The following is an 18,409-nucleotide window of genomic DNA, read 5'->3' on the forward strand; positions in this document are numbered from 1 at the left end:
GGATCGTCTCGGGCTGCACGGCCCAGCCCGCAGGCCGGGAAACCCACCGGTCGAGCGGGAGGGCCCCGGCCTCGATGATCTTGCACTTGTAGCTCGGTTCGACCTTCGAGGTGAGCTGTAGGTACAGGGTCACGGCGCACAGGGCGGGCCATCGTGCCCCTGCCCGTCGCAGGCACAGGTCCACCTGTCCGCCTCCGCACAGAGAGAGGGGCCGCTCCCGCGGGAGCGGCCCCTCTGCCGTGGCGGCGGGTCAGGGTGCGTGATAGCCGCCCTGGGCGCCGGGCGTCCACGGGTTGATCTGGCGCCGCTTCTCGCGGCGGGGCAGCAGGTACGCGGCGAGCAGGCCGCCGAGGAACCCGAACAGGTGGGCCTGCCAGGAGACTCCCGGGTACTGGGGCAGGACCCCCCAGATCATCGTCCCGTAGAAGAGGACGACGCAGATCATGATGACGATGTCGATGGTCTTGCGCTCGATGATGCCCCGCAGGACCGTGTAGCCGAAGTAGCCGAAGACCAGGCCGCTGGCGCCCACGGTGACGGAGGGCGGCGCGGTGAACAGCCACACGCCCACGCCGCTGACGAGCGTGACGATCAGGGTGGTGAGCAGGAGCCGGCTCAGGCCGCTGAAGGCGACGAGCGAGCCCAGGACGAGGAACGGCAGCGAGTTGCCGATGAGGTGCTGGAAGTTGCCGTGCATGAACGGCGCGGTGAGAACGGTCCAGGGCGCGTCGGTGTCCCAGGAGCGCAGGCCGAACTGATGGTCGAGCGTCCCCAGCATCAGGGTGTCGAGGATCTCGAAGACCCACATGGCCGCGAGCATCCCCGCTACGGTCAGGATGGCGGTGATTCTGGACTGCGTCACCCCATCGAGGGTAGATGACCCGGCCTTGCACGGGTATGTCTGTGCACCGCGTGGTGCAGATTTGTCTGATCTGTCCTGAAGTTCCGCCGTAGTCGCAGTTGCCGGACCGGGTTTCGGCCGATTGGCCGGAGAGGATTCGGTCAGCTCTGCCGGACCTGCCGGCCGCTCAGGAGGAGAGCGAGCGCTTGCGCGGCGGGATGCCCGCCATCGCCATGAACGACTCGACCTTGGCCGGGCTGGTCATACCGGTCAGCGGCAGGTAGGTGCGCGAGGTCCGCCTGCTCTGCAGGGACGGGAAGCGCTTGGGCCGGCCCGCTCTGTCGCACAGGCCCAGGGACCGGATGCTGCCGGGCAGCAGGTAGTAGGAGCCGATGTCGCTGAAGGGCACGCCGATCTCGTAGTCGCCGCGACGGTAGCGGAACTCTCCGTCGGAGACCTCCAGGACGGGCGTCTTGATGGTGTGCCCGTGCACGGCCACCGCGGCGCCGAGGAGGACGAGGAGGACGCCCAGCGTGATGTTGGCCCAGTGGGAGACGTCGACCGCGATCGCCACCACGCCCAGCGCCACTAGAGCGTAACCGGAGAACAGCTCTACGTGTTTGCGGCCTACGGGGCAGACCAGGCGCACTGTCTCGGACACGGCGGATGCCTCTCTCACTGGGTGCGATGGCGGGGGTGGCGGGAAGTGCCTGTCACGAGCCTATCGGCTACCGCACGGTACGGACGGCGCTTCCGGGCGCCCCGGAGGCCGGTGGTTCGGCGGGGAGGGGCCTTTCGGCCTTCCAGGAGAAAGAGATATCTGTCATCCGGTCATCCCATGTATTGGAAAACCGAGGTGTGAGTGTGCACGCAAGTGGCTGAAGAGAAAAAAGTTGTCTTTTGTTCCCAGTGTAGGAAGATGAGCGTATTGTCCGCTTCGTTTTCGGTGATTGACTGGCGACTTTCCGTGGTTAATCACCGTTTACTTAGAAGTAATCAGCGTTTACTCTCTGGGGTGACAAAATGTTTTTCCAACGTGTCCGTATCCGGGATCCGCGCGCCGGACGGCCTTCCCGTGGGGACGGTGTCTTTTCCGTTATCTTTCAGGAGGGTCGAGGTTTCAGGTCGACAGCCGGGGCCGATGGCCGCGAACCGGTTGCGGATGGGTCACGAATCCGGCATTAGGCCTATACAGACATTTCGCTCAATGGTCTTCTGATCGACTAATCGCCTAAGTTTGACGGGGCGTGTGCGAACTGCCCGTTCGCGTCATGGGTTCGTATTAGTGATCAAGGGTGTAACCGATGCACAAACGAAGGAAGGCCCTCGCGCTCGCCGCGGCGGGAACCTCGGCGGTCCTGGCGCTGACCGCTTGCGGCGGTGGCGGCGGCAGTGACGAAGGTGGCACGAAGGAGGTCACCTGGGTCATCAACAGCCTGCCCTCCACCTGGGCCGCGATCAGCAGCGCCGGCGGCAGCGTCTACACCGTCCAGATGCTCTCCGGCGTCCTGCCCTACACGGGGCAGTGGCAGCCCGACGGCACCTACGAGTACGACCTGACCGTGCTCGCCGAAGAGCCCAAGGTCATCAACGACGACCTCGACGCCGGGCCCTTCCAGTACAGCATCACCCTCGCCGAGGACGCCGTCTGGAGCGACGGCACCCCCATGACCGGTGACGACCTGCGCGTCACCTGGATGATGGGCGCCTCCCCCGACGAGGGCTACTGCACCACCTGCGACCCGCGCAGCACCACCACCGCCGACATGATCGAGAAGATCGAGGTCGACGGCAAGACCGCCACGGTCACCCTCAAGGAGGGGCTCGCCGACCCCGAGTGGATGGGCATGTTCGACGCCCACAACGTCGCGGGCGGCTTCTACCCGGCGCACCTGGCCGAGGAGAACGGCTGGGACATCGACGACCCCGACCAGCTCGGCGAGTACTACACCTGGCTGCACGACACCCGCCCCGAGTTCTCCGGCGGCCCGTACATGATCGTCGACGGCGACCTGGAGAACCAGGTCGTCAAGGAGCCCAACCCCGAGTGGTTCGGCGAGGAGCCCAAGCTCGACCGCATCATCATGACGTACAACACCGACGAGGGCACCTTCATCAACGCCTTCCAGAACGGTGAGATCGACGGCGCCAACCCCGCCCAGTACAGCGAGGACATCGTCACCCAGCTCCAGGACATGGGCGAGGGCGTCACCCTCACCATCGCCGAGGGCAACATCTGGGAGCACGTCGACATCAACCTCGGCAACGAGTTCCTCAAGGACAAGGAGCTGCGCACCGCGATCTTCACCGCGATCAACCGCGACCAGATCGCCGAGCGCAACTTCGGTGCCACCTACCCCGAGTACGAGCTGAAGAACAACCACATCTTCGGCAGCGACAGCCAGTACTTCGAGGACCACATCACCGAGTCCGGCCAGGGCAGCGGTGACGTCGAGGCCGCCACCGAGATCCTCGAGGAGGCCGGCTACGAGATCGAGGACGGCACCCTCACCCTCGACGGCGAGCAGGTCGGCCCCTTCCGCCTGCGCAGCACCGACACCGTGGTGCGCAACAACTCCCTCCAGCTCATCCAGGCCCAGCTCAACGAGATCGGCATCGAGACCACCATCGAGCTGACCGACGACCTCGGCACGATGCTGGCCGAGAGGGACTACGACATCGTCCAGTTCGGCTGGAGCGGCACCCCCTACTTCGCCACCTCCGCGGCCCAGTTCTGGGACTCGGAGAGCGAGAGCAACTTCGGCGGGCTCGCCAACGACGACGTGGACGAGGCCGCGGAGGGCTCCGCCACCGCCCTCACGCTCGACGAGGCAGCGGTGAAGGCCAACGAGGCCGTCGCCGCCGTCGTGCCGGAGGCCTACGTCCTGCCGATCATGGCCGAGCCGAACTACTTCTTCGTGAACGACCGCCTCGCCAACGTCCAGGACAACCTGCAGTCCAGCTACCGCGCCACCTACAACATCGGTGAGTGGGACATCGCCCAGTAGGCGACCCAGGCCCATGGCCCGGGCCCGGGACACACACATCCCGGGCCCGGGCCGGTCCTCGTCCACCCCTGAAGGATCACACCCATGCTCGTTTACACGGTGCGGCGCGTCCTGAGCTCGATCCCCATCCTGATCCTCGCGTCCGTCCTCACCTTCGTCCTGATCGACGTCTCGGGAGACCCGCTCTCGGACCTCAGGATGCAGCAGCCACCGCCGGACCCGTCGGTCATCCAGCTGGCGGAGGAAAGGCTCTACCTCGACCGCTCCATGCCGGAGCGGTACTGGCTCTGGATGACCGGTATCGGCGGACACGGCGACATCGGTCTGCTCCAGGGCAAGTTCGGCCCCTCCACCCAGAGCACCACCTACGACATCGGCGAGAACCTGATGATGCGCCTGGGCACCACCCTGCGCCTCGTCGGGGCCGCCATGGTGTTCGCCTTCGGCCTGGCTGTCATCGCCGGCGTCGTCAGCGCGATGCGCCAGTACTCCAAGCTCGACTACAGCCTCACCTTCATCGGCTTCCTCGCCCTGGCGATGCCCGTCTTCTGGTTCGCCGGCATCATCCAGCAGGCCGGCGTCGGCTTCAACGAACTCGCGGGGAGCATGGTCTTCGCCACGATCGGCGACGGACAGTTCCAGGCGCAGGGTCTGGACTTCTGGGGTCAGATCGGCAACACCTTCAAGTACATGACGCTGCCCACGATCGTGCTGATGCTCACCAGCTTCGCCTCGTGGAGCCGCTACCAGCGGACCTCCATGCTGGAGGTGCTCAACAGCGACTACGTCCGCCTGGCCCGCGCCAAGGGACTGCCCAACCGCGTCGTCATCCGCCGCCACGCGCTGCGCACCGCACTCATCCCGCTGACCACGGTCGTCGCCGTCGGGGTCGCGGGGGTCATCGACGGAGCCATCCTGACCGAGCGCGTCTTCCAGTGGCGCGGACTGGGCGAGTTCTTCATCACCGCCGTGGAGAAGAACGACTCCTACGCGCTGATGGCCTGGCTGCTGCTCAGCGGCACGATGGTCATCGTGGCCAATCTCATCGCCGACCTTCTGTACGGCGTGCTCGACCCGAGGATCCGCTATGAGTGAGATGAAGGTTTCCGCGGCGCCCGAGAGCACCGGCGCGGAGAGCGTCGGCGGCGCCGAGCGCACCCAGATGCAGATGATCCTGTCCCGGTTCCTCCGGCACCGGGCCGCGATGATCAGCCTCGTCGTCCTGGTCCTCATCGCGCTCACGGCGTTCATCGGCCCCCTCTTCTGGAAGTGGGGCCACACCATCCACCTGGACATCCCGCCGAACCAGCCGCCGAGCGCGGACCACCCCCTCGGCACGACCACCGCCGGGCACGACGTCCTGGGCCAGCTCATGCGGGGCGCCCAGCAGACCCTCAAGGTCGCGTTCACCGTCTCGATCATGGGCACGGTCATCGGCTCCCTGTGGGGTGCCGCCGCCGGCTACTACGGCGGACGCGTCGACGCGATCATGATGCGCGTCGTCGACGTGTTCATGATCGTGCCGCTGCTGGTGATGGTCTCCGCGGTCGCGGGCAACGCCCAGGCCGGCACCACCTGGTACGCGGTGGCCTTCATCATCGGCTTCTTCTCCTGGGCCCAGATCGCCCGTGTCGTGCGCGGCGTCGTCCTGTCGCTGCGGGAGCAGGAGTTCGTGGAGGCCGCCCGGGCCGCCGGCGCATCGCCGGGCTGGATCATCGTCCGCCACCTGCTGCCCAACGCCGCCGGCCCGATCATCGTCGCGGCCACCCTGCTGATCGCCGTGGCGATCCTGCTGGAGGCAGGCATGTCCTTCCTCCAGTTCGGTATCCAGCCGCCCGACATCTCGCTCGGGCAGATGATCAACGACGCGCGTACGGCCGCCGCCACCCGCCCCTGGCTCTTCTACCCGCCGGGTGTGCTGCTGGTGGTGATCTGCCTGACGATCAACTTCATCGGCGACGGGCTGCGCGACGCCCTCGACCCACGACAGACCATGGTGCGGCGATGACCACGACTGACCAGAAGACCACAGAGGCCACGGCCCCGACCGACAGCGACGTCGTGCTGGAGGTGCGCGACCTCAGCGTGACCTTCCCCTCCGACGACGGCCCCCTGCCGGCCGTGCGCGAGGTGTCGTACGTGCTGCGCCGGGGCGAGACGCTGGGGATCGTGGGCGAGTCCGGCTCGGGCAAGTCCGTGACCTCCATGGCGATCATGGGCCTGCTGCCCAAGAACGCCCGCGTCGAGGGCTCGGCGAAGGTGCTGGGCCAGGAGGTCCTCGGCCTCAAGGACGCCCAGATCAGCAAGGTCCGCGGCAACAGGATCGCGATGATCTTCCAGGACCCGCTGACCTCGCTCAACCCCGTCTACACCGTCGGCTACCAGATCTCCGAGGCCGTGCTGGCCCACCGCAAGGTCGGCAAGAAGGCCGCGATGGACCGCGCCCTGGAGCTGCTGAAGCTGGTGGGCATCCCCCACCCCGAGCAGCGGATCAAGCAGTACCCGCACGAGCTCTCGGGCGGTATGCGCCAGCGCGTGGTCATCGCCATCGCGATGGCCAACGAGCCGGACGTCATCATCGCCGACGAGCCCACCACCGCCCTGGACGTCACCGTCCAGGCCCAGGTCCTGGAGGCCCTGGAGGCGGCGCGCCGGGAGACCGGAGCGGCCATGGTGCTCATCACCCACGACCTGGGTGTGGTGGCCGGACACGTCGACCGGGTCGGTGTGATGTACGGCGGCCGCCTCGTGGAGACGGGGTCGGTGGAGGACGTCTTCTACCGGCCGCGCATGCCCTACGCCCTCGGACTGCTGGGCTCCCTGCCCCGCCTGGACGAGGAGCGACACGAGCGGCTGACCCCGATCGTGGGCACCCCGCCCTCGCTGCTCGCCCTGCCCAAGGGGTGCGCCTTCGCGCCCCGCTGTCCGATGGCGCGGGACATCTGCCGCGAGGAAGAGCCGCGGCTCCTCACCGCCGCCGGCGGCGGCGAGCGCCGCCCCGCCGTCCCGGAGGAGACCGGCGTCCACGCCGCGGCCTGCCACTTCAGCGAGGAGCTGGAGGGGATGGGCCCCGGCGACCTGTTCAAGGGCATGGCGGCGGACGCCGCCACGGTCGAGGAGGCGGCCGAGGCCGAGGAGAGGGCCGCGGAGGCGCTCGAGGAGGTCGCCGAGGACGCCGCCCAGGAATCCGCCGAGAAGGCAGCGGAGGAGGGCGCCGCGAGGAGCGGGAAGGCCGGCGAGGTCATCCTCACCGTGCAGGACCTGGTGAAGAACTTCCCCATCCGCTCCAAGGGCCTCCTGAAGCGCAAGATCGGCGAGGTGCAGGCCGTCTCGGGCATCTCCCTGGAGCTGCGCGAGCGCGAGACACTCGCCCTCGTGGGCGAGTCGGGCTGCGGCAAATCGACCACGGCCCGGCTGATGCTCCAGCTCATCAAGCAGACGGCGGGGGAGGTGTCCTACAAGGGGCAGGCCCTGCACACGCTGTCGGCACGCCAGATGCGTCCGCTGCGCCGCGACCTCCAGCTGGTCTTCCAGGACCCGTTCGCGTCGCTGGACCCGCGCATGACGGTCTCCGACATCGTCGCCGAGCCCATGCGCATCCACGGCCGGAACGCGAAGGAGGCCCGGGCGCGGGTCCGGGAACTCCTGGACCTGGTGGGGCTCAGCCCCGAGCACGGGTCGCGCTACCCGCACGAGTTCTCGGGCGGTCAGCGGCAGCGCATCGGCATCGCCCGGGCGCTGGCGCTCAACCCGAAGGTGCTCGTGCTCGACGAGCCGGTGTCGGCGCTGGACGTGTCCATCCAGGCGGGTGTCATCAACCTGCTGGAGGACCTCCAGGAGGAGCTGGGCCTGTCGTACCTGTTCGTCTCGCACGACCTGTCGGTGGTCAAGCACATCGCCGACCGCGTGGCGGTGATGTACCTCGGCAAGATCGTGGAGACGGGCACGACGGACCAGCTGTTCGGCGCGCCCGCGCACCCGTACACGCAGGCGCTCATCTCGGCGATCCCGCTGCCGGACCCGGTCAAGGAGCGCACCCGCGAGCGGATCGTGGTCACCGGTGACGTGCCGAGCCCGGCCGACCCGCCGTCGGGTTGCCGCTTCCGGACCCGCTGCCCGAAGTTCGCGGGCGTGCTGTCGGAGGCCGAGCGCACCAAGTGCGTGGAGGAACCGCCCGAGCTGATCGACCGGGGCACGGGCCACCGCGACGCCTGCCACTACTCGGAGGCGCGCGAGCTGCTCTGACCCGGAGGGGGCCGGTTCCGGGGGTGTCCCGGGGCCGGCCCTTTTTCGTGCCCGGAATGTCCAGCTGTGGTCATGGGCGGGGTGTAAGAACTTCTGTCCGTTTCGTGTGACCTGCGAAAACGGTGCGGAAGAGACCCGAATGCCCCGCGTGTGGATGTGGCGACACAAGGTGAGATCGGGCTAGGTTCGTGGTCTTCCGTACGACATGTAGGAGACCCATGAGAAACGCTGCCCCCGGCTTCTCCTCCGGGCGCCGGAGGGGCGCCCTCCGCGCCGCCGCAGCGGCCGCCGTGCTCCCCCTGGCACTGATCTCCGCGCCCGCCTCCGCCCACGAGGCGGCCGAAGAGCTGCGCGCCGACCTCGACGAGATCCTGTCCGACCCCTCCCTCGCGGTGTCGGGGGTCGTCGTCCTCGACCCCGGGACCGGCGAGCGGCTGTACGAGCGCGACGCGGCGGAGTCCCTGCTGCCCGCCTCCAACATGAAGCTGTTCACCTCGGCCGCCGCGCTGGAGGTGCTGGGGCCCGACCACACCTTCTCCACACAGGTGGTGGCAGGGGAGCGGCGCGGATACCGCGGCGCGGTCGACAGCCTGTACCTGGTCGGCGGCGGGGACCCCACGCTGACCGCGGACGACATCGACGCGCTCGCCGAGGAGGTGGCCGACGCGGGGGTCCGCCTCGTGCGCGGCGACGTGTACGCCGACGACACGTGGTTCGACGGCGAGCGCCTCGTGGACGACTGGTGGCCCGAGGACGAGCCCTACGCCTACTCCGCGCAGATCTCCGCGCTCACCGTCGCCCACGGGGAGCGGTACGACACCGGGGTGACGGAGGTCGTCGTCTCGCCGGGCACGCGGGGGGAGGCCCCGCGGGTCGACCTCGGCGCGGCCGCGGGCTACGCGGAGCTGGACAACCGGGCCGTCACCGGTGCGCCCGGGAGCGCGAACACGCTGCGGGTGGACCGCCCGGCCGGGGCCAACACCGTCGTGGTCGGCGGCTCGATCCCGGAGGGCGCCTCTCCCGTGACGGCGCTGCGCACGGTCGAGGAGCCGGCCCTGCTGGCCGGGCACCTGTTCGAGCAGGCGCTGGAGCGGCACGGCGTGACGGTGGAGGGGGACGTCGAGGCGGGCGCGGTGCCCGGGCGCGGCAGGACCGAGGTCCTGGGCAGCCACACCTCGCCCGAGCTGTCGGAGATCTTCGTCCCCTTCCTCAAGCTCAGCAACAACGGCCACGCGGAGATGCTGATCAAGAGCATCGGCAGGGAGACCGCGGGGGAGGGCACCTGGGAGGCCGGGCTCACCGGTGTGGAGGAAGCCCTGACCGGGCTCGGGGTGGACACCAGCGGCATGGTGTTCCACGACGGCTCGGGCCTCTCGCGCACCGACCGCACCACCGCCGACGCCGTCACCGGACTGCTGGCCGAGGCACGCGACGAGGACTGGTACCCCGTGTTCCGCGAGGCGCTGCCCGTGGCGGGCGAGGCCGACCAGTTCACGGGAGGCACCCTCAGGTTCCGGATGGGCGGCACCGCGGCGCAGGGTGCCGTACGGGCCAAGACCGGGACGATGTCGGGGGTGAGCGCCCTGTCGGGGTACGTCTCCGGGCCCGACGGCGAGCTGGTGTTCAGCGTCCTCAACAACGGCCACACCGGCCCGGCGCCGACCGGGGTGCAGGACGCGGTGGCGATCCGGCTGGCCGAGTACCTGGGCAACACGGCGTCCCAGGGCGTGAGCCCGCTCAGCGCGCGGGCGCCGCAGCCCGGCGGGGAGCTGGAATGCTCGTGGGAGCTGACCTGCTGACGGCGGGCCGTCCCTGACGGCGCGGGGCCCGGACGGGACGCCTCGTCCGGGCCCCGCGCACCGCAGGACCGGTGGCCGCGGCTGTTCCGGGCCTCACACGCGTCCGCCACCGGGAGCGGCCGCCGAGCGGGCCCGGCGCGGTGCGCCGCCCGACCAGTCGCACCTGACCCGCGAGTTCACCGCCGTCATCGGGGTTCCGCCGGCGCGCTATGCGGCGGAAGGGGCACCAGGCGCCTGAGGACGCGGTGCACCTGGTCGGCGCCGGGCGGGGGATCCTCGGTGCAGGCGCGCAGGAACAGGCCGTCGACCGCGGCCGCGGCCGCGGCGCGGTCCACGGGATCAGGGAGGTAGCGGGAGAGGAAGGCGTCCACGGCGCGGTTCCAGCGGTCGGCCTCGGCCCGCAGGCCCGGATGGCGGGCGGCCATGAGGAAGAGCTCCCACTCGGCCGTCAGCCGGATCCGGTCCCCCGGGGAGGACGCGGTGAGCAGCGCGGAGAAGTCGCGCAGGGCGGTGGCGGGGTCGCCGGGCAGCGACCGAACGGCCTCGACGTAGTCGTCGTTGACCCGGACGAGCGCGTCGACGAGCATGTCCTGGACGGTGGCGTAGTAGTAGGTGACAGCGCTGGGCGGGACCCCCGCCTCGGAGGCGACGCGGCGCTGGGTCACCGCGGCGGTGCCGCCGCGCTCGACCAGGCGCATGACGGCGTCCAGCAGCAGCTGCCGGCGCTGCTGCCCCTTGCGTCTGCGGCCGTCGGGTTCCTCCACCGGTTTTCCTCCCGCGTCAGTGCCGTCCGCCCATCTCCAGGGCCATCACGCCCGCGATGACGAGGGCGATGCCGCCGACCTGGACCCAGGTGAGGGACTCCCCGAAGAAGACGGTGCCGATCACCGCGACCAGGGCGATGCCGACGGCGGCCCACACACCGTAGGCCACGCCGAGGTCCATGCCGCGGGTGAGGGACTGGCTGAGCATGACGAAGGCGCCGATGTAGCCGACGGCGACGACGACCGAGGGGACGAGCTTGGTGAAGCCCTCGGAGAGCTTGAGCGCGGAGGTGGCGGTCACCTCGAAGGCGATCGCGCCGAGCAGCCACAACCATGCCATGGGGAGACCCGTCTGCAGAGAAAGCTGAGCGAACGCTCCAGATTCTATGCCGGGACCGGACCCCCGCGTGCGTGTCGGGGTCGGAGTTGGCCGTAATCTCGTATCCGGTGCGTTTGTCCTTTGCTCAGGTGTGTATCGTCGGCGACCTCGGTGCCCGTGCTCCGCGCCGGATAACCGCTCCATACCGAAGTACGGAATTTCTGAACCTTTTCCGTGCCGACGCGTCCTAGTACCCGAGACCCACGGCGTTCGAGGTGAAACATGGAGGTCCAGACGTGAGGGGCAAGTCCCACCCATCGGTGGTCCGGCGGTTCGGCATCGGACTGGCGGCGCTCGCGCTCGTCGCCACCGCCTGTTCGTCCAACGACGCGGAGACGCAGAGCAGCAGCAGCGCCGAGCCCGAGGTGGACGACGCGGCGCAGCTGGCGATCACCCCCGCGGACGGCACCGAGGCGCTCGCGCCCAACACGCCCATCCAGGTCACCGCCGAGGGCGGGACCATCACCGAGGTCAAGGTCGACCAGGTCGTCCCCGCCGAGGCCGGCGCCGAGGGCGGCGAGGCCGAGGACCCGTCGCTCTACGAGATGACCGGGAGCCTCAACGAGGACGGCACGCTGTGGGTCAGCGACTGGAACCTGCGCCCGGGTGCCGAGGTCGTGGTCACCGCCACCGCCGAGAACGCCGAGGGTGAGACCAGCGAGCTCGTCCACGAGTTCACCACCGAGGAGGCCGTCCCCGGGCAGCGCCTGGAGCTCCTCTCCAACTTCCCCAGCTCGGGGCAGACCGTCGGCGTGGGCATGCCGATCGTCGTCAACTTCGACCTCCCGGTGACCAACAAGGCCGAGGTCGAGAACTCCATGGAGGTCATCTCCGAGCAGGGCATCCAGGGCGCCTGGAACTGGCCGAGCGACACCATGGCGGTCTTCCGCCCCGAGACCTACTGGGAGCCCTACCAGTCCGTCCAGGTCGACATGCACCTGGCGGGCGTCGAGGCCTCCGAGGGCGTCTACGGGGTGAAGAACTACCAGCTCGACTTCGAGATCGGGCGCGAGCTGATCATGACCATGCACGTGCCCGACCACGAGATGGTCGTCACCGTCGACGGCGAGCACGAGCGCACGATCCCCGTGAGCAACGGCAAGGGCAGCCGCAACTTCGACACCACCACCACGGGCGTCCACGTGCTGATGGAGCGCTACGAGAGCCTGACCATGGACTCCACCACCGTGGGCATCCCGGAGGACTCCCCCGGCGCCTACAACGTGGACGTCCAGTACGCGGTCCGCACCACCAACAGCGGCGAGTTCCTGCACGAGGCGTCCTACAACGGCAACATCGGCACCGCCAACACCTCCAACGGCTGCACCAACCTGGACATGGTCAACGCCAGGTGGGTCTTCGAGAACACCCTCATGGGTGACATCCTCGACACCACCGGTACCTCCCGTGAGCTGGAGTGGCACAACGGCTGGGGCTACTGGCAGATGTCCTGGGACGAGTGGCTGGCCAACAGCGCCACCGGTGAGGCCCACGTGACCGACGGCTCCGGCACCCCCGGCCCGGTCCACGGGGCCCAGTAGGCCTCGGGGCAGGACCCCGAACGAACGCCGCGAGGGCGCCGGGAACCGCAGGGTTCCCGGCGCCCTCGTTCCGTTCCCGGTGGAACGGCGGGGAAGCCCCGCCCCACCGCTCAGGTGTCGGAGGCGCAGTCGGGGCAGGGCGGGGCGGGGCCCCTCGTGCCGGCTGCCTTCGCCCCGGCCTCCTCGCCGCCAGGGGACGCCAGGTCCGCGGTCCCGCCGGGGGAGTGTCCCGGACAGGGGTCGCTGCCGCAGGAGAGCAGGACCAGGCGCACGGAGTCAGGACCGTCCACCTCCACGGTGACGGACGCCGAGGCGGGCTGCGCTCCGACCACGGGGCCGCCGCAGGCCTCGTCGGCGGCGCACACACGCAGGTACAGCGTGGAGCCCGCGCCCACCGGTCCGCTGCGCCAGTAGGCGCCCACCACGTGATCGCCCATCCGGGTGCGGGTGCTGTGCCCGGGGGCGGCCAGATCGACCTCGAGGTGCCGGGAGCCGTCGGCCGCCGCGATGTGCACCGTCGTCCGGCCGCTCTCCGCCGCGGGGGAGGGGGCCGACGTGTCCGGAAGAGGACCGGTCAGGGCCAGGGGAACGAGGAGCAGCGCGGCAGCCAGGACCGGTAGGGGGACCGCGCCCTCCGAGACCGGGCCCTCCGCGACCGCGGCCTCGGGCAGGCGCACACGGCCGGGCAGGCCCGCGAGCAGCCGTGCGGCCCGGCGGGGGCCCAAGGTGCCGGGGAGCTCCCGCAGCGGGGAGCGACCGGTGAGCACGCTCACCGGCACGGGCAGGAGGAGGGCGGGCAGCATCGCGGCGAGGGCCGCCGCGGCCGGAAGCAGGACCCACTCCGCCCCGGCGGCGGCCGGCCGGGGCACGAACGCGATCGCGGCCCAGCCGAGGCAGCCCAGAGCAGCCGCCCACAGAAGGGTCCAGGGCAGGAGGCGCCACGCGCGGCGCCAGGCGTCGCGCGGGGCCACCCGCCGGCCGAGGAGCACTCCGGCAACGGTCAGCAGTGCGGCGTTGAGGGCCGTGGGCACACCTGCGGCCAGGGCCGCCAGCGCGAGAGCGGTGAAGGCGGTGAGGACCGCGGAGGCGTCTCCGGAGACCTCGTGGGCGGACAACGCCGCGGACGCCGCGGCGGTCAGCAGCGCGGCGGGCAGCAGAGGGAGGACGGCGGCGGTGAGCAGGTCCCGCAGGTGTCCGGCCCGCACGGTGGGACGCCTACCCGTACCGGTACGACGGTCCATCGGCGTTCCCTTCACTTGTCACCCGCACGAAGCCTACGCTCTCGGTGAGCACGGCGCTGCCCCGGGTCACGGAAAGGGAGGCGGGAGAAGGGGCGGTGCCGTTCCCGGGGTGGAGCCGCCCCGGGAACGGTGCGGGTCACCAGGCCCGGATGCCGCCGACGGGCGCGGGGAGCCGCTCGTTGAGCCAGGTCCACGTGCCGTTGTTCTCGGTGAAGCGGCGCTGGACGCGCTGGACCTCGGCGAGCGGCTCCGCGAGCACCTCGCGCCAGTTCCCGGCTGCGCGCTCCTCCAGGTAGAGGCTGCGCGCGTCGGTGCGCATGCGCACCGCCTGGACGGTGCGGGAAGTGCCGTTGCTCAGCTGGATGCGGTAATAGGCCATGGGAATTCCCTGGGTTCGCTGCGTTCTCTGAAAAGGGGAAGAACGGTGCTGTCCGGAACAGAACAGCAGACATGACACATGCGATGGAGAAGCGAATTGCCCGGTGCGCGCGGCGGGGCCCGTGAAGGGCCGCAGAAGTGCCGTGGCAGCGTGGAGCCGGGACCCGGGATGCTCCGGGACGGGCGCGGGTGCCGGGGCACCGTGCTGTCCGCGTCTTCGGACTCTACCTCCGTCCGGAGGTGCTCCGAGCCGAAAAACGGACAAGAGGGAAGTGAATTTTCGATGTTTTCCGAGTGGGCGGCAAGGCTGCCTCGGGAGAAATACGGAACACCCCCCGACAGGAGAAGTGTCGGGGGGTGTCGGGAATTCAGACCGCGGCGAGCCGGGCCCGGGCCTCCATCAGTGCGAACCCCAGAAGGTTGAGCCCCCGCCAGTTCTCGGGACGTTCGGCGTCGTCGTGGGCGGCACCCATACCGATGCCCCACACGCGGTCGCGGGGACTGGCCTCCACGAGCACCCGCTTCCCCGTTCCCAGCAGGTAGTCCCGCAGTGCGGGGTCGTGGCCGAACTTGGCGACGCTGCCCTCCACCACGATCCCGAAGCGGGCAGCCTCCCACTCCTCCTGGACGAAGCCGCGCACCTTGCGGCCGAGTGCCTTGGCCTGCCTGGGATGGTCCGCCCGGAGGATCTCCTCCAGGATCTCCTCGTCCCCGAACAGCCGCGCCTTGCCGGCCATCATGTAGTGCTCGGCGGTCCGGTAGGAGGTTCCGTCCGCGGTGAACTCCGCGGGCCACCACTGGGAGAGGCAGCTTGTCGACAGCCCACCTGCCGCCGGCGGCCTGTGCCCCCAGAAGTGCAGGTACTTGATCCGCCCCTGCACCGCCAGCAGGTCCGCCACCGACCGTGCGTCCTCGGGTCCGGGTCCTTCGCTCATGGGGGCAGCCTGGCAGAGGCCGCCGACATTCCGGTACCGCTTTTCCCGGCGACCGGCGACCGGCGACCGGCGACCGGCGACCGGCGACCGGCGACCGGCGGCCGGTGGGCACACCCGCCCTGCGAGCTGCGGTGCTCCCGGGGCAGGGCGGGAAACTCCGTAGTAGCGTTGCGGGGAACCCCAGAAGTCGTAGGTCAGGGGCCGTGTCCGCCGCCGTGCCGGCGGTGAGCCGGGCGTCCTCCGCCGTGGGCGGGGACCGTCGGGAACGTGTCGGAGCGGGTGCCTCGGGCAGGGACGCCCCATCGCTCGGAGGTCCCACCGGGAGCCGTGTCATGGCAGGCCCTCCACGGAAGAGTCAGATGGTGACCAGAGAAAAGTTGTGCCCCCAGGCATTTCCGTGTCCGAGGCGGAGGACCGATGGCTGAACCCGTGTGGCTCAGTGACGAGGAGCAGCGGGCCTGGCGGACCTTCCTGGCCGCCGTCCGCCTGCTGGAGTCCTCGCTCGACCGCCAGCTCAGGCAGGACTCCGGAATGCCGCACACCTACTACCAGGCGCTGGCGATGCTCTCCGAGGCGCCTGGACGCTCGCTGGCGATGGGCGAGCTGGCCCGGTTGCTGCGGTCGTCGCCGAGCCGCCTCTCGCACGCGGCGGCCCGTCTGGAGGAGGAAGGGCTGATCCGCCGCTCCCGCAGGGAGGGGAATCGCCGGACCACCGTCGCGGAGCTGACGCCGCGCGGGATGGAGGTGCTGGAGGCGGCCGCGCCGGGGCACGCCGGTGAGGTGCGGCGCGTGCTGTTCGACGTGCTCGACAAGGAGCAGGTGGACCAGTTGCGGCGCATCTCCGAGGCGGTGCTCGGTGTGCTCGACCCCTGCGGAAAGGAAGTGCGGTACGCGGAACCGCCGCGTACCGAGAGTGGGAACTGAACCACTTTCTGTTGCGCGCCCTGAGCAGGAGGAACGCGGAGCGGGAGAAATTGGTGGCGTCGGCACTCTATGTGCTCGGGTGATCGCGGGTTAGCATCTGCCTTCCCGGAAAAAGGTTGCGGTCTCAAATGTTGGACGGGGAGCCGGGTCCCGATCCGACGGGAGAGCGCGGTCCTTCCGGGATACCCGATCACAGAACAGGAAACCCGATGGCCGAGAAGTCAATCGCCTCCAGGACCACCGCGCTGCCGCCCGTGCTCGGCGACGCCGCCGCCCTCTTCGCGAGGGTCGCGGTCGGTATCGTCTTCATCGCCCACGGCTGGCCCAAGCTCGCCGACGCCGAGGGCACCGCCCAGGGGTTCGCCGCCCTCGGCATCCCCTTTCCCCGATTCTCCGCGCTGCTGGGCGCGGTGATCGAGGTCGGGGGTGGGATCGCGCTCGTCGTCGGTCTCGCCCTCCCCCTCGCGGGGCTCGCCCTGGCGTTCATGATGGCCAACGCCTACTTCTTCGCCCACCTGGGCGACCCCCTCGTCGGGGGATACGAGTTCCTGCTGGTGCTGGCCGCCACCTCCCTGGCCCTCGGCTTCGCGGGCGGCCGCTTCGCCCTCGACAGCCTCATGCCGTGGAGCAGGCGCGGCCGCAGCCGCGGGACCCGCGTGGCCGACTCCGTGTAGCCGTACGTTCCCGGGCCGCCCGCAGCCGGAGGCGGGCGGCCCGGACCGCCACGCCGGGAAGGGAAAAGCCGCCCCCGGCCCGTGCGTGCCGACCCGCGTGCGTCAGGAGGCCTTGCCCTGCTCCTGATCGCCCAGAGCCAGCATGAGCTTGCGGTAGTGGCGCGACCGGGCCCCCAGGACAACGGTGGCCAGCAGGGTGGCGATGAGGGAGGCGGCCAGCACGCCGGTCTTGGCGTGGGCCAGGTGGACCGGGTCGTCGGCGAAGGAGAGCTCGGAGATGAGCAGCGACACGGTGAAGCCGATGCCCGCCAGCTGGGACATGCCGACGATGTCGATCCACCTCAGACTCGGGTTGAGCTCGGCCCGGGTCACCTTGGTGGTCACCCACGAACCGCCGGCGATACCGATGACCTTGCCGAGGATGAGGCCCGCGATGATACCGAGCGAGGCCCGGTCGCTGACGATGGCGCCGAAGTCGTCGATGACCACACCGGCGGAGAAGAAGGCGAAGATCGGCAGGGCCAGGCCCGCCGACCACGGGCGCAGCACGTGCTCGACGCCGTGGCTGGGGCTCTGCTTCTCACCGGGAAGCGCGCGCGTGCGCATCAGCAGGCCCATGGCCACACCGGCGATGGTGGCGTGCACCCCGCTCTCGTGGACGAGGAACCAGATCACCAGGGCGAGGGGGATGTAGACGATCCAGTTGGGCACCGGCGAGGCGTTCAGCTTGGCGGCCACGCCCCGGCCGCGCTGGAGGTACCAGAAGACGGCCAGCCCGGCCGCGGCGGCCAGCAGGGACAGGAAGTTGATGTCGGAGGTGTAGAACACCGCGATGACGATGACCGCGCCGAGGTCGTCGACGATGGCCAGGGTCAGCAGGAAGGTGCGCAGCGACGGCGGCAGCCAGCGGCCCACGACCGCGAGGATGGCGATGGCGAACGCGATGTCGGTCGCCATCGGGATGCCCCAGCCGTTGATCGTCTCGGGGGAGCCGAAGTTGATGGCGACGTAGATGGCCGCCGGCACGACCATGCCGCAGACGGCGGCGACGATGGGCAGCATCGCCCGGCGCGGGTTGCGCAGCTCGCCGTTGACGAACTCCTGCTTGAGCTCGTTGCCCACCACGAAGAAGAAGATCGCCAGCAGCCCGTCCGCGGCCCAGACCTCCAGGGACAGGTCCAGGTGCAGGGCGGAGGGACCGAAGGTCAGCGAGCGCAGTTCCTCGTAGGAGGCGGCGAAGGGGGAGTTGATCCAGATGATGCCGAGGACCGCCGCGGCGATCAGGAGGAAGCCGCCCACGGTGTCGTTGCGCAGGACATCGGCGAACCGGGACAGGGAACTCGGGCGTGCGTCACTGGAGGACGGGTCGATGCTCATGGACGGCTTTCCGGGAGACGACGGCTGAGGACTTCGCCGACCAGTCTTCCCGGCACACCTGTGGCGCTCTCGGCGCCTCGCCCATGGTGGTGGAAGGAGGGTGAAATGTCCAGTCCAGACGCGGTGTGGGGCGCTCTGCGGACCCCAAAGGCAGGGCGGCTCCGCCGGGCGGTCGGCCGGCCCGGGTCGGGACGCCCCGTGCGTTTTCCGAGAAACGGGAGGGAAACGGGAGCACCCGGGGCCGTACTGCTTCTCCGGAAGCGGACATGCGACAACGATTCGGTCACGCGTGTGCGAGAGTGC

General features: G+C 70.0%; 16 protein-coding genes. 8 read left to right on the forward strand and 8 right to left on the reverse strand.

Annotated elements, in window-relative coordinates; all coding sequences use genetic code 11:
- Positions 1 to 250: 250 nt before the first annotated feature.
- Together FHS13_RS18925 and FHS13_RS18930 are read right to left on the reverse strand one after the other, a co-directional pair.
- Positions 251 to 862 (reverse strand): rhomboid family intramembrane serine protease, encoded by a 612-nt coding sequence (locus FHS13_RS18925; RefSeq protein ID WP_184293292.1) that lies wholly within the window; start codon positions 860 to 862, stop codon positions 251 to 253.
- A gap of 166 nt (positions 863 to 1,028) precedes the next feature.
- The gene (locus FHS13_RS18930; RefSeq protein ID WP_184293293.1) at positions 1,029 to 1,502 is read right to left on the reverse strand and encodes a hypothetical protein; all 474 of its coding nucleotides are present in this window, start codon (positions 1,500 to 1,502) and stop codon (positions 1,029 to 1,031) included.
- Between the two features lie 643 nt (positions 1,503 to 2,145).
- Between FHS13_RS18930 and FHS13_RS18935 the strand changes: the two genes are divergently transcribed.
- The 5 genes from FHS13_RS18935 to dacB all read left to right on the forward strand — a co-directional run bounded on the left by FHS13_RS18935 (position 2,146) and on the right by dacB (position 9,893).
- Positions 2,146 to 3,849 (forward strand): ABC transporter family substrate-binding protein, encoded by a 1,704-nt coding sequence (locus tag FHS13_RS18935; RefSeq protein ID WP_184293294.1) that lies wholly within the window; start codon positions 2,146 to 2,148, stop codon positions 3,847 to 3,849.
- An 84-nt stretch (positions 3,850 to 3,933) separates the two neighbouring features.
- Positions 3,934 to 4,944 carry an ABC transporter permease gene (locus FHS13_RS18940; RefSeq protein WP_184293295.1) on the forward strand — a complete coding sequence of 337 codons (1,011 nt, stop codon included), beginning with the start codon at positions 3,934 to 3,936 and terminating at the stop codon, positions 4,942 to 4,944.
- Positions 4,937 to 5,857, forward strand: a complete 921-nt coding sequence (locus tag FHS13_RS18945) for an ABC transporter permease (protein WP_184293296.1) — start codon at positions 4,937 to 4,939, stop codon at positions 5,855 to 5,857. Before FHS13_RS18940 ends, FHS13_RS18945 begins: the two co-directional genes overlap by 8 nt.
- Positions 5,854 to 8,094, forward strand: coding sequence for an ABC transporter ATP-binding protein (locus FHS13_RS18950; protein ID WP_184293297.1), 2,241 nt, complete (start codon positions 5,854 to 5,856; stop codon positions 8,092 to 8,094). The genes FHS13_RS18945 and FHS13_RS18950 overlap by 4 nt, the downstream gene beginning before the upstream one ends.
- 218 nt (positions 8,095 to 8,312) lie before the next feature.
- Positions 8,313 to 9,893, forward strand: a complete 1,581-nt coding sequence (dacB, locus tag FHS13_RS18955) for a D-alanyl-D-alanine carboxypeptidase/D-alanyl-D-alanine endopeptidase (RefSeq protein ID WP_184293298.1) — start codon at positions 8,313 to 8,315, stop codon at positions 9,891 to 9,893.
- 185 nt (positions 9,894 to 10,078) lie between these two features.
- Here dacB and FHS13_RS18960 read toward each other — a convergent pair whose 3' ends face one another.
- Positions 10,079 to 10,657, reverse strand: coding sequence for a TetR/AcrR family transcriptional regulator (locus FHS13_RS18960; RefSeq protein WP_343065084.1), 579 nt, complete (start codon positions 10,655 to 10,657; stop codon positions 10,079 to 10,081).
- 16 nt (positions 10,658 to 10,673) lie between these two features.
- On the reverse strand, positions 10,674 to 10,997 hold the full coding sequence (locus FHS13_RS18965; RefSeq protein WP_184293299.1) for a DMT family transporter: 324 nt from the start codon (positions 10,995 to 10,997) through the stop codon (positions 10,674 to 10,676).
- A gap of 275 nt (positions 10,998 to 11,272) precedes the next feature.
- Here FHS13_RS18965 and FHS13_RS18970 point away from each other — a divergent pair, with 275 nt between their 5' ends.
- Positions 11,273 to 12,577 carry an Ig-like domain-containing protein gene (locus FHS13_RS18970; protein WP_184293300.1) on the forward strand — a complete coding sequence of 435 codons (1,305 nt, stop codon included), beginning with the start codon at positions 11,273 to 11,275 and terminating at the stop codon, positions 12,575 to 12,577.
- A 110-nt stretch (positions 12,578 to 12,687) separates the two neighbouring features.
- On the opposite strand, the gene FHS13_RS18975 is transcribed toward FHS13_RS18970, so the two are convergent.
- From FHS13_RS18975 to ybiA, 3 genes are all read right to left on the reverse strand, one after another.
- Positions 12,688 to 13,818: a hypothetical protein gene (locus FHS13_RS18975; protein ID WP_184293301.1), complete on the reverse strand. Its 1,131-nt coding sequence runs from the start codon at positions 13,816 to 13,818 to the stop codon at positions 12,688 to 12,690.
- A 136-nt stretch (positions 13,819 to 13,954) separates the two neighbouring features.
- Positions 13,955 to 14,197 carry a hypothetical protein gene (locus FHS13_RS18980; RefSeq protein WP_184293302.1) on the reverse strand — a complete coding sequence of 81 codons (243 nt, stop codon included), beginning with the start codon at positions 14,195 to 14,197 and terminating at the stop codon, positions 13,955 to 13,957.
- 367 nt (positions 14,198 to 14,564) lie between these two features.
- On the reverse strand, positions 14,565 to 15,131 hold the full coding sequence (gene ybiA / locus FHS13_RS18985; RefSeq protein ID WP_184293303.1) for a riboflavin biosynthesis intermediates N-glycosidase: 567 nt from the start codon (positions 15,129 to 15,131) through the stop codon (positions 14,565 to 14,567).
- Between the two features lie 417 nt (positions 15,132 to 15,548).
- Between ybiA and FHS13_RS18990 the strand changes: the two genes are divergently transcribed.
- Complete coding sequence (locus FHS13_RS18990; RefSeq protein ID WP_184293304.1) at positions 15,549 to 16,055, forward strand: MarR family winged helix-turn-helix transcriptional regulator; 507 nt, start codon at positions 15,549 to 15,551, stop codon at positions 16,053 to 16,055.
- A gap of 209 nt (positions 16,056 to 16,264) precedes the next feature.
- Complete coding sequence (locus FHS13_RS18995) at positions 16,265 to 16,729, forward strand: DoxX family protein (protein WP_184293305.1); 465 nt, start codon at positions 16,265 to 16,267, stop codon at positions 16,727 to 16,729.
- 102 nt (positions 16,730 to 16,831) lie between these two features.
- Here the strand turns inward: FHS13_RS18995 and nhaA are convergent, their stop codons facing one another.
- Positions 16,832 to 18,106, reverse strand: a complete 1,275-nt coding sequence (gene nhaA / locus FHS13_RS19000) for a Na+/H+ antiporter NhaA (protein ID WP_184293306.1) — start codon at positions 18,104 to 18,106, stop codon at positions 16,832 to 16,834.
- Positions 18,107 to 18,409 lie beyond the last annotated feature (303 nt).

Source organism: Nocardiopsis algeriensis (assembly GCF_014203695.1).
Classification (GTDB): Bacteria; Actinomycetota; Actinomycetes; order Streptosporangiales; family Streptosporangiaceae; genus Nocardiopsis; species Nocardiopsis algeriensis.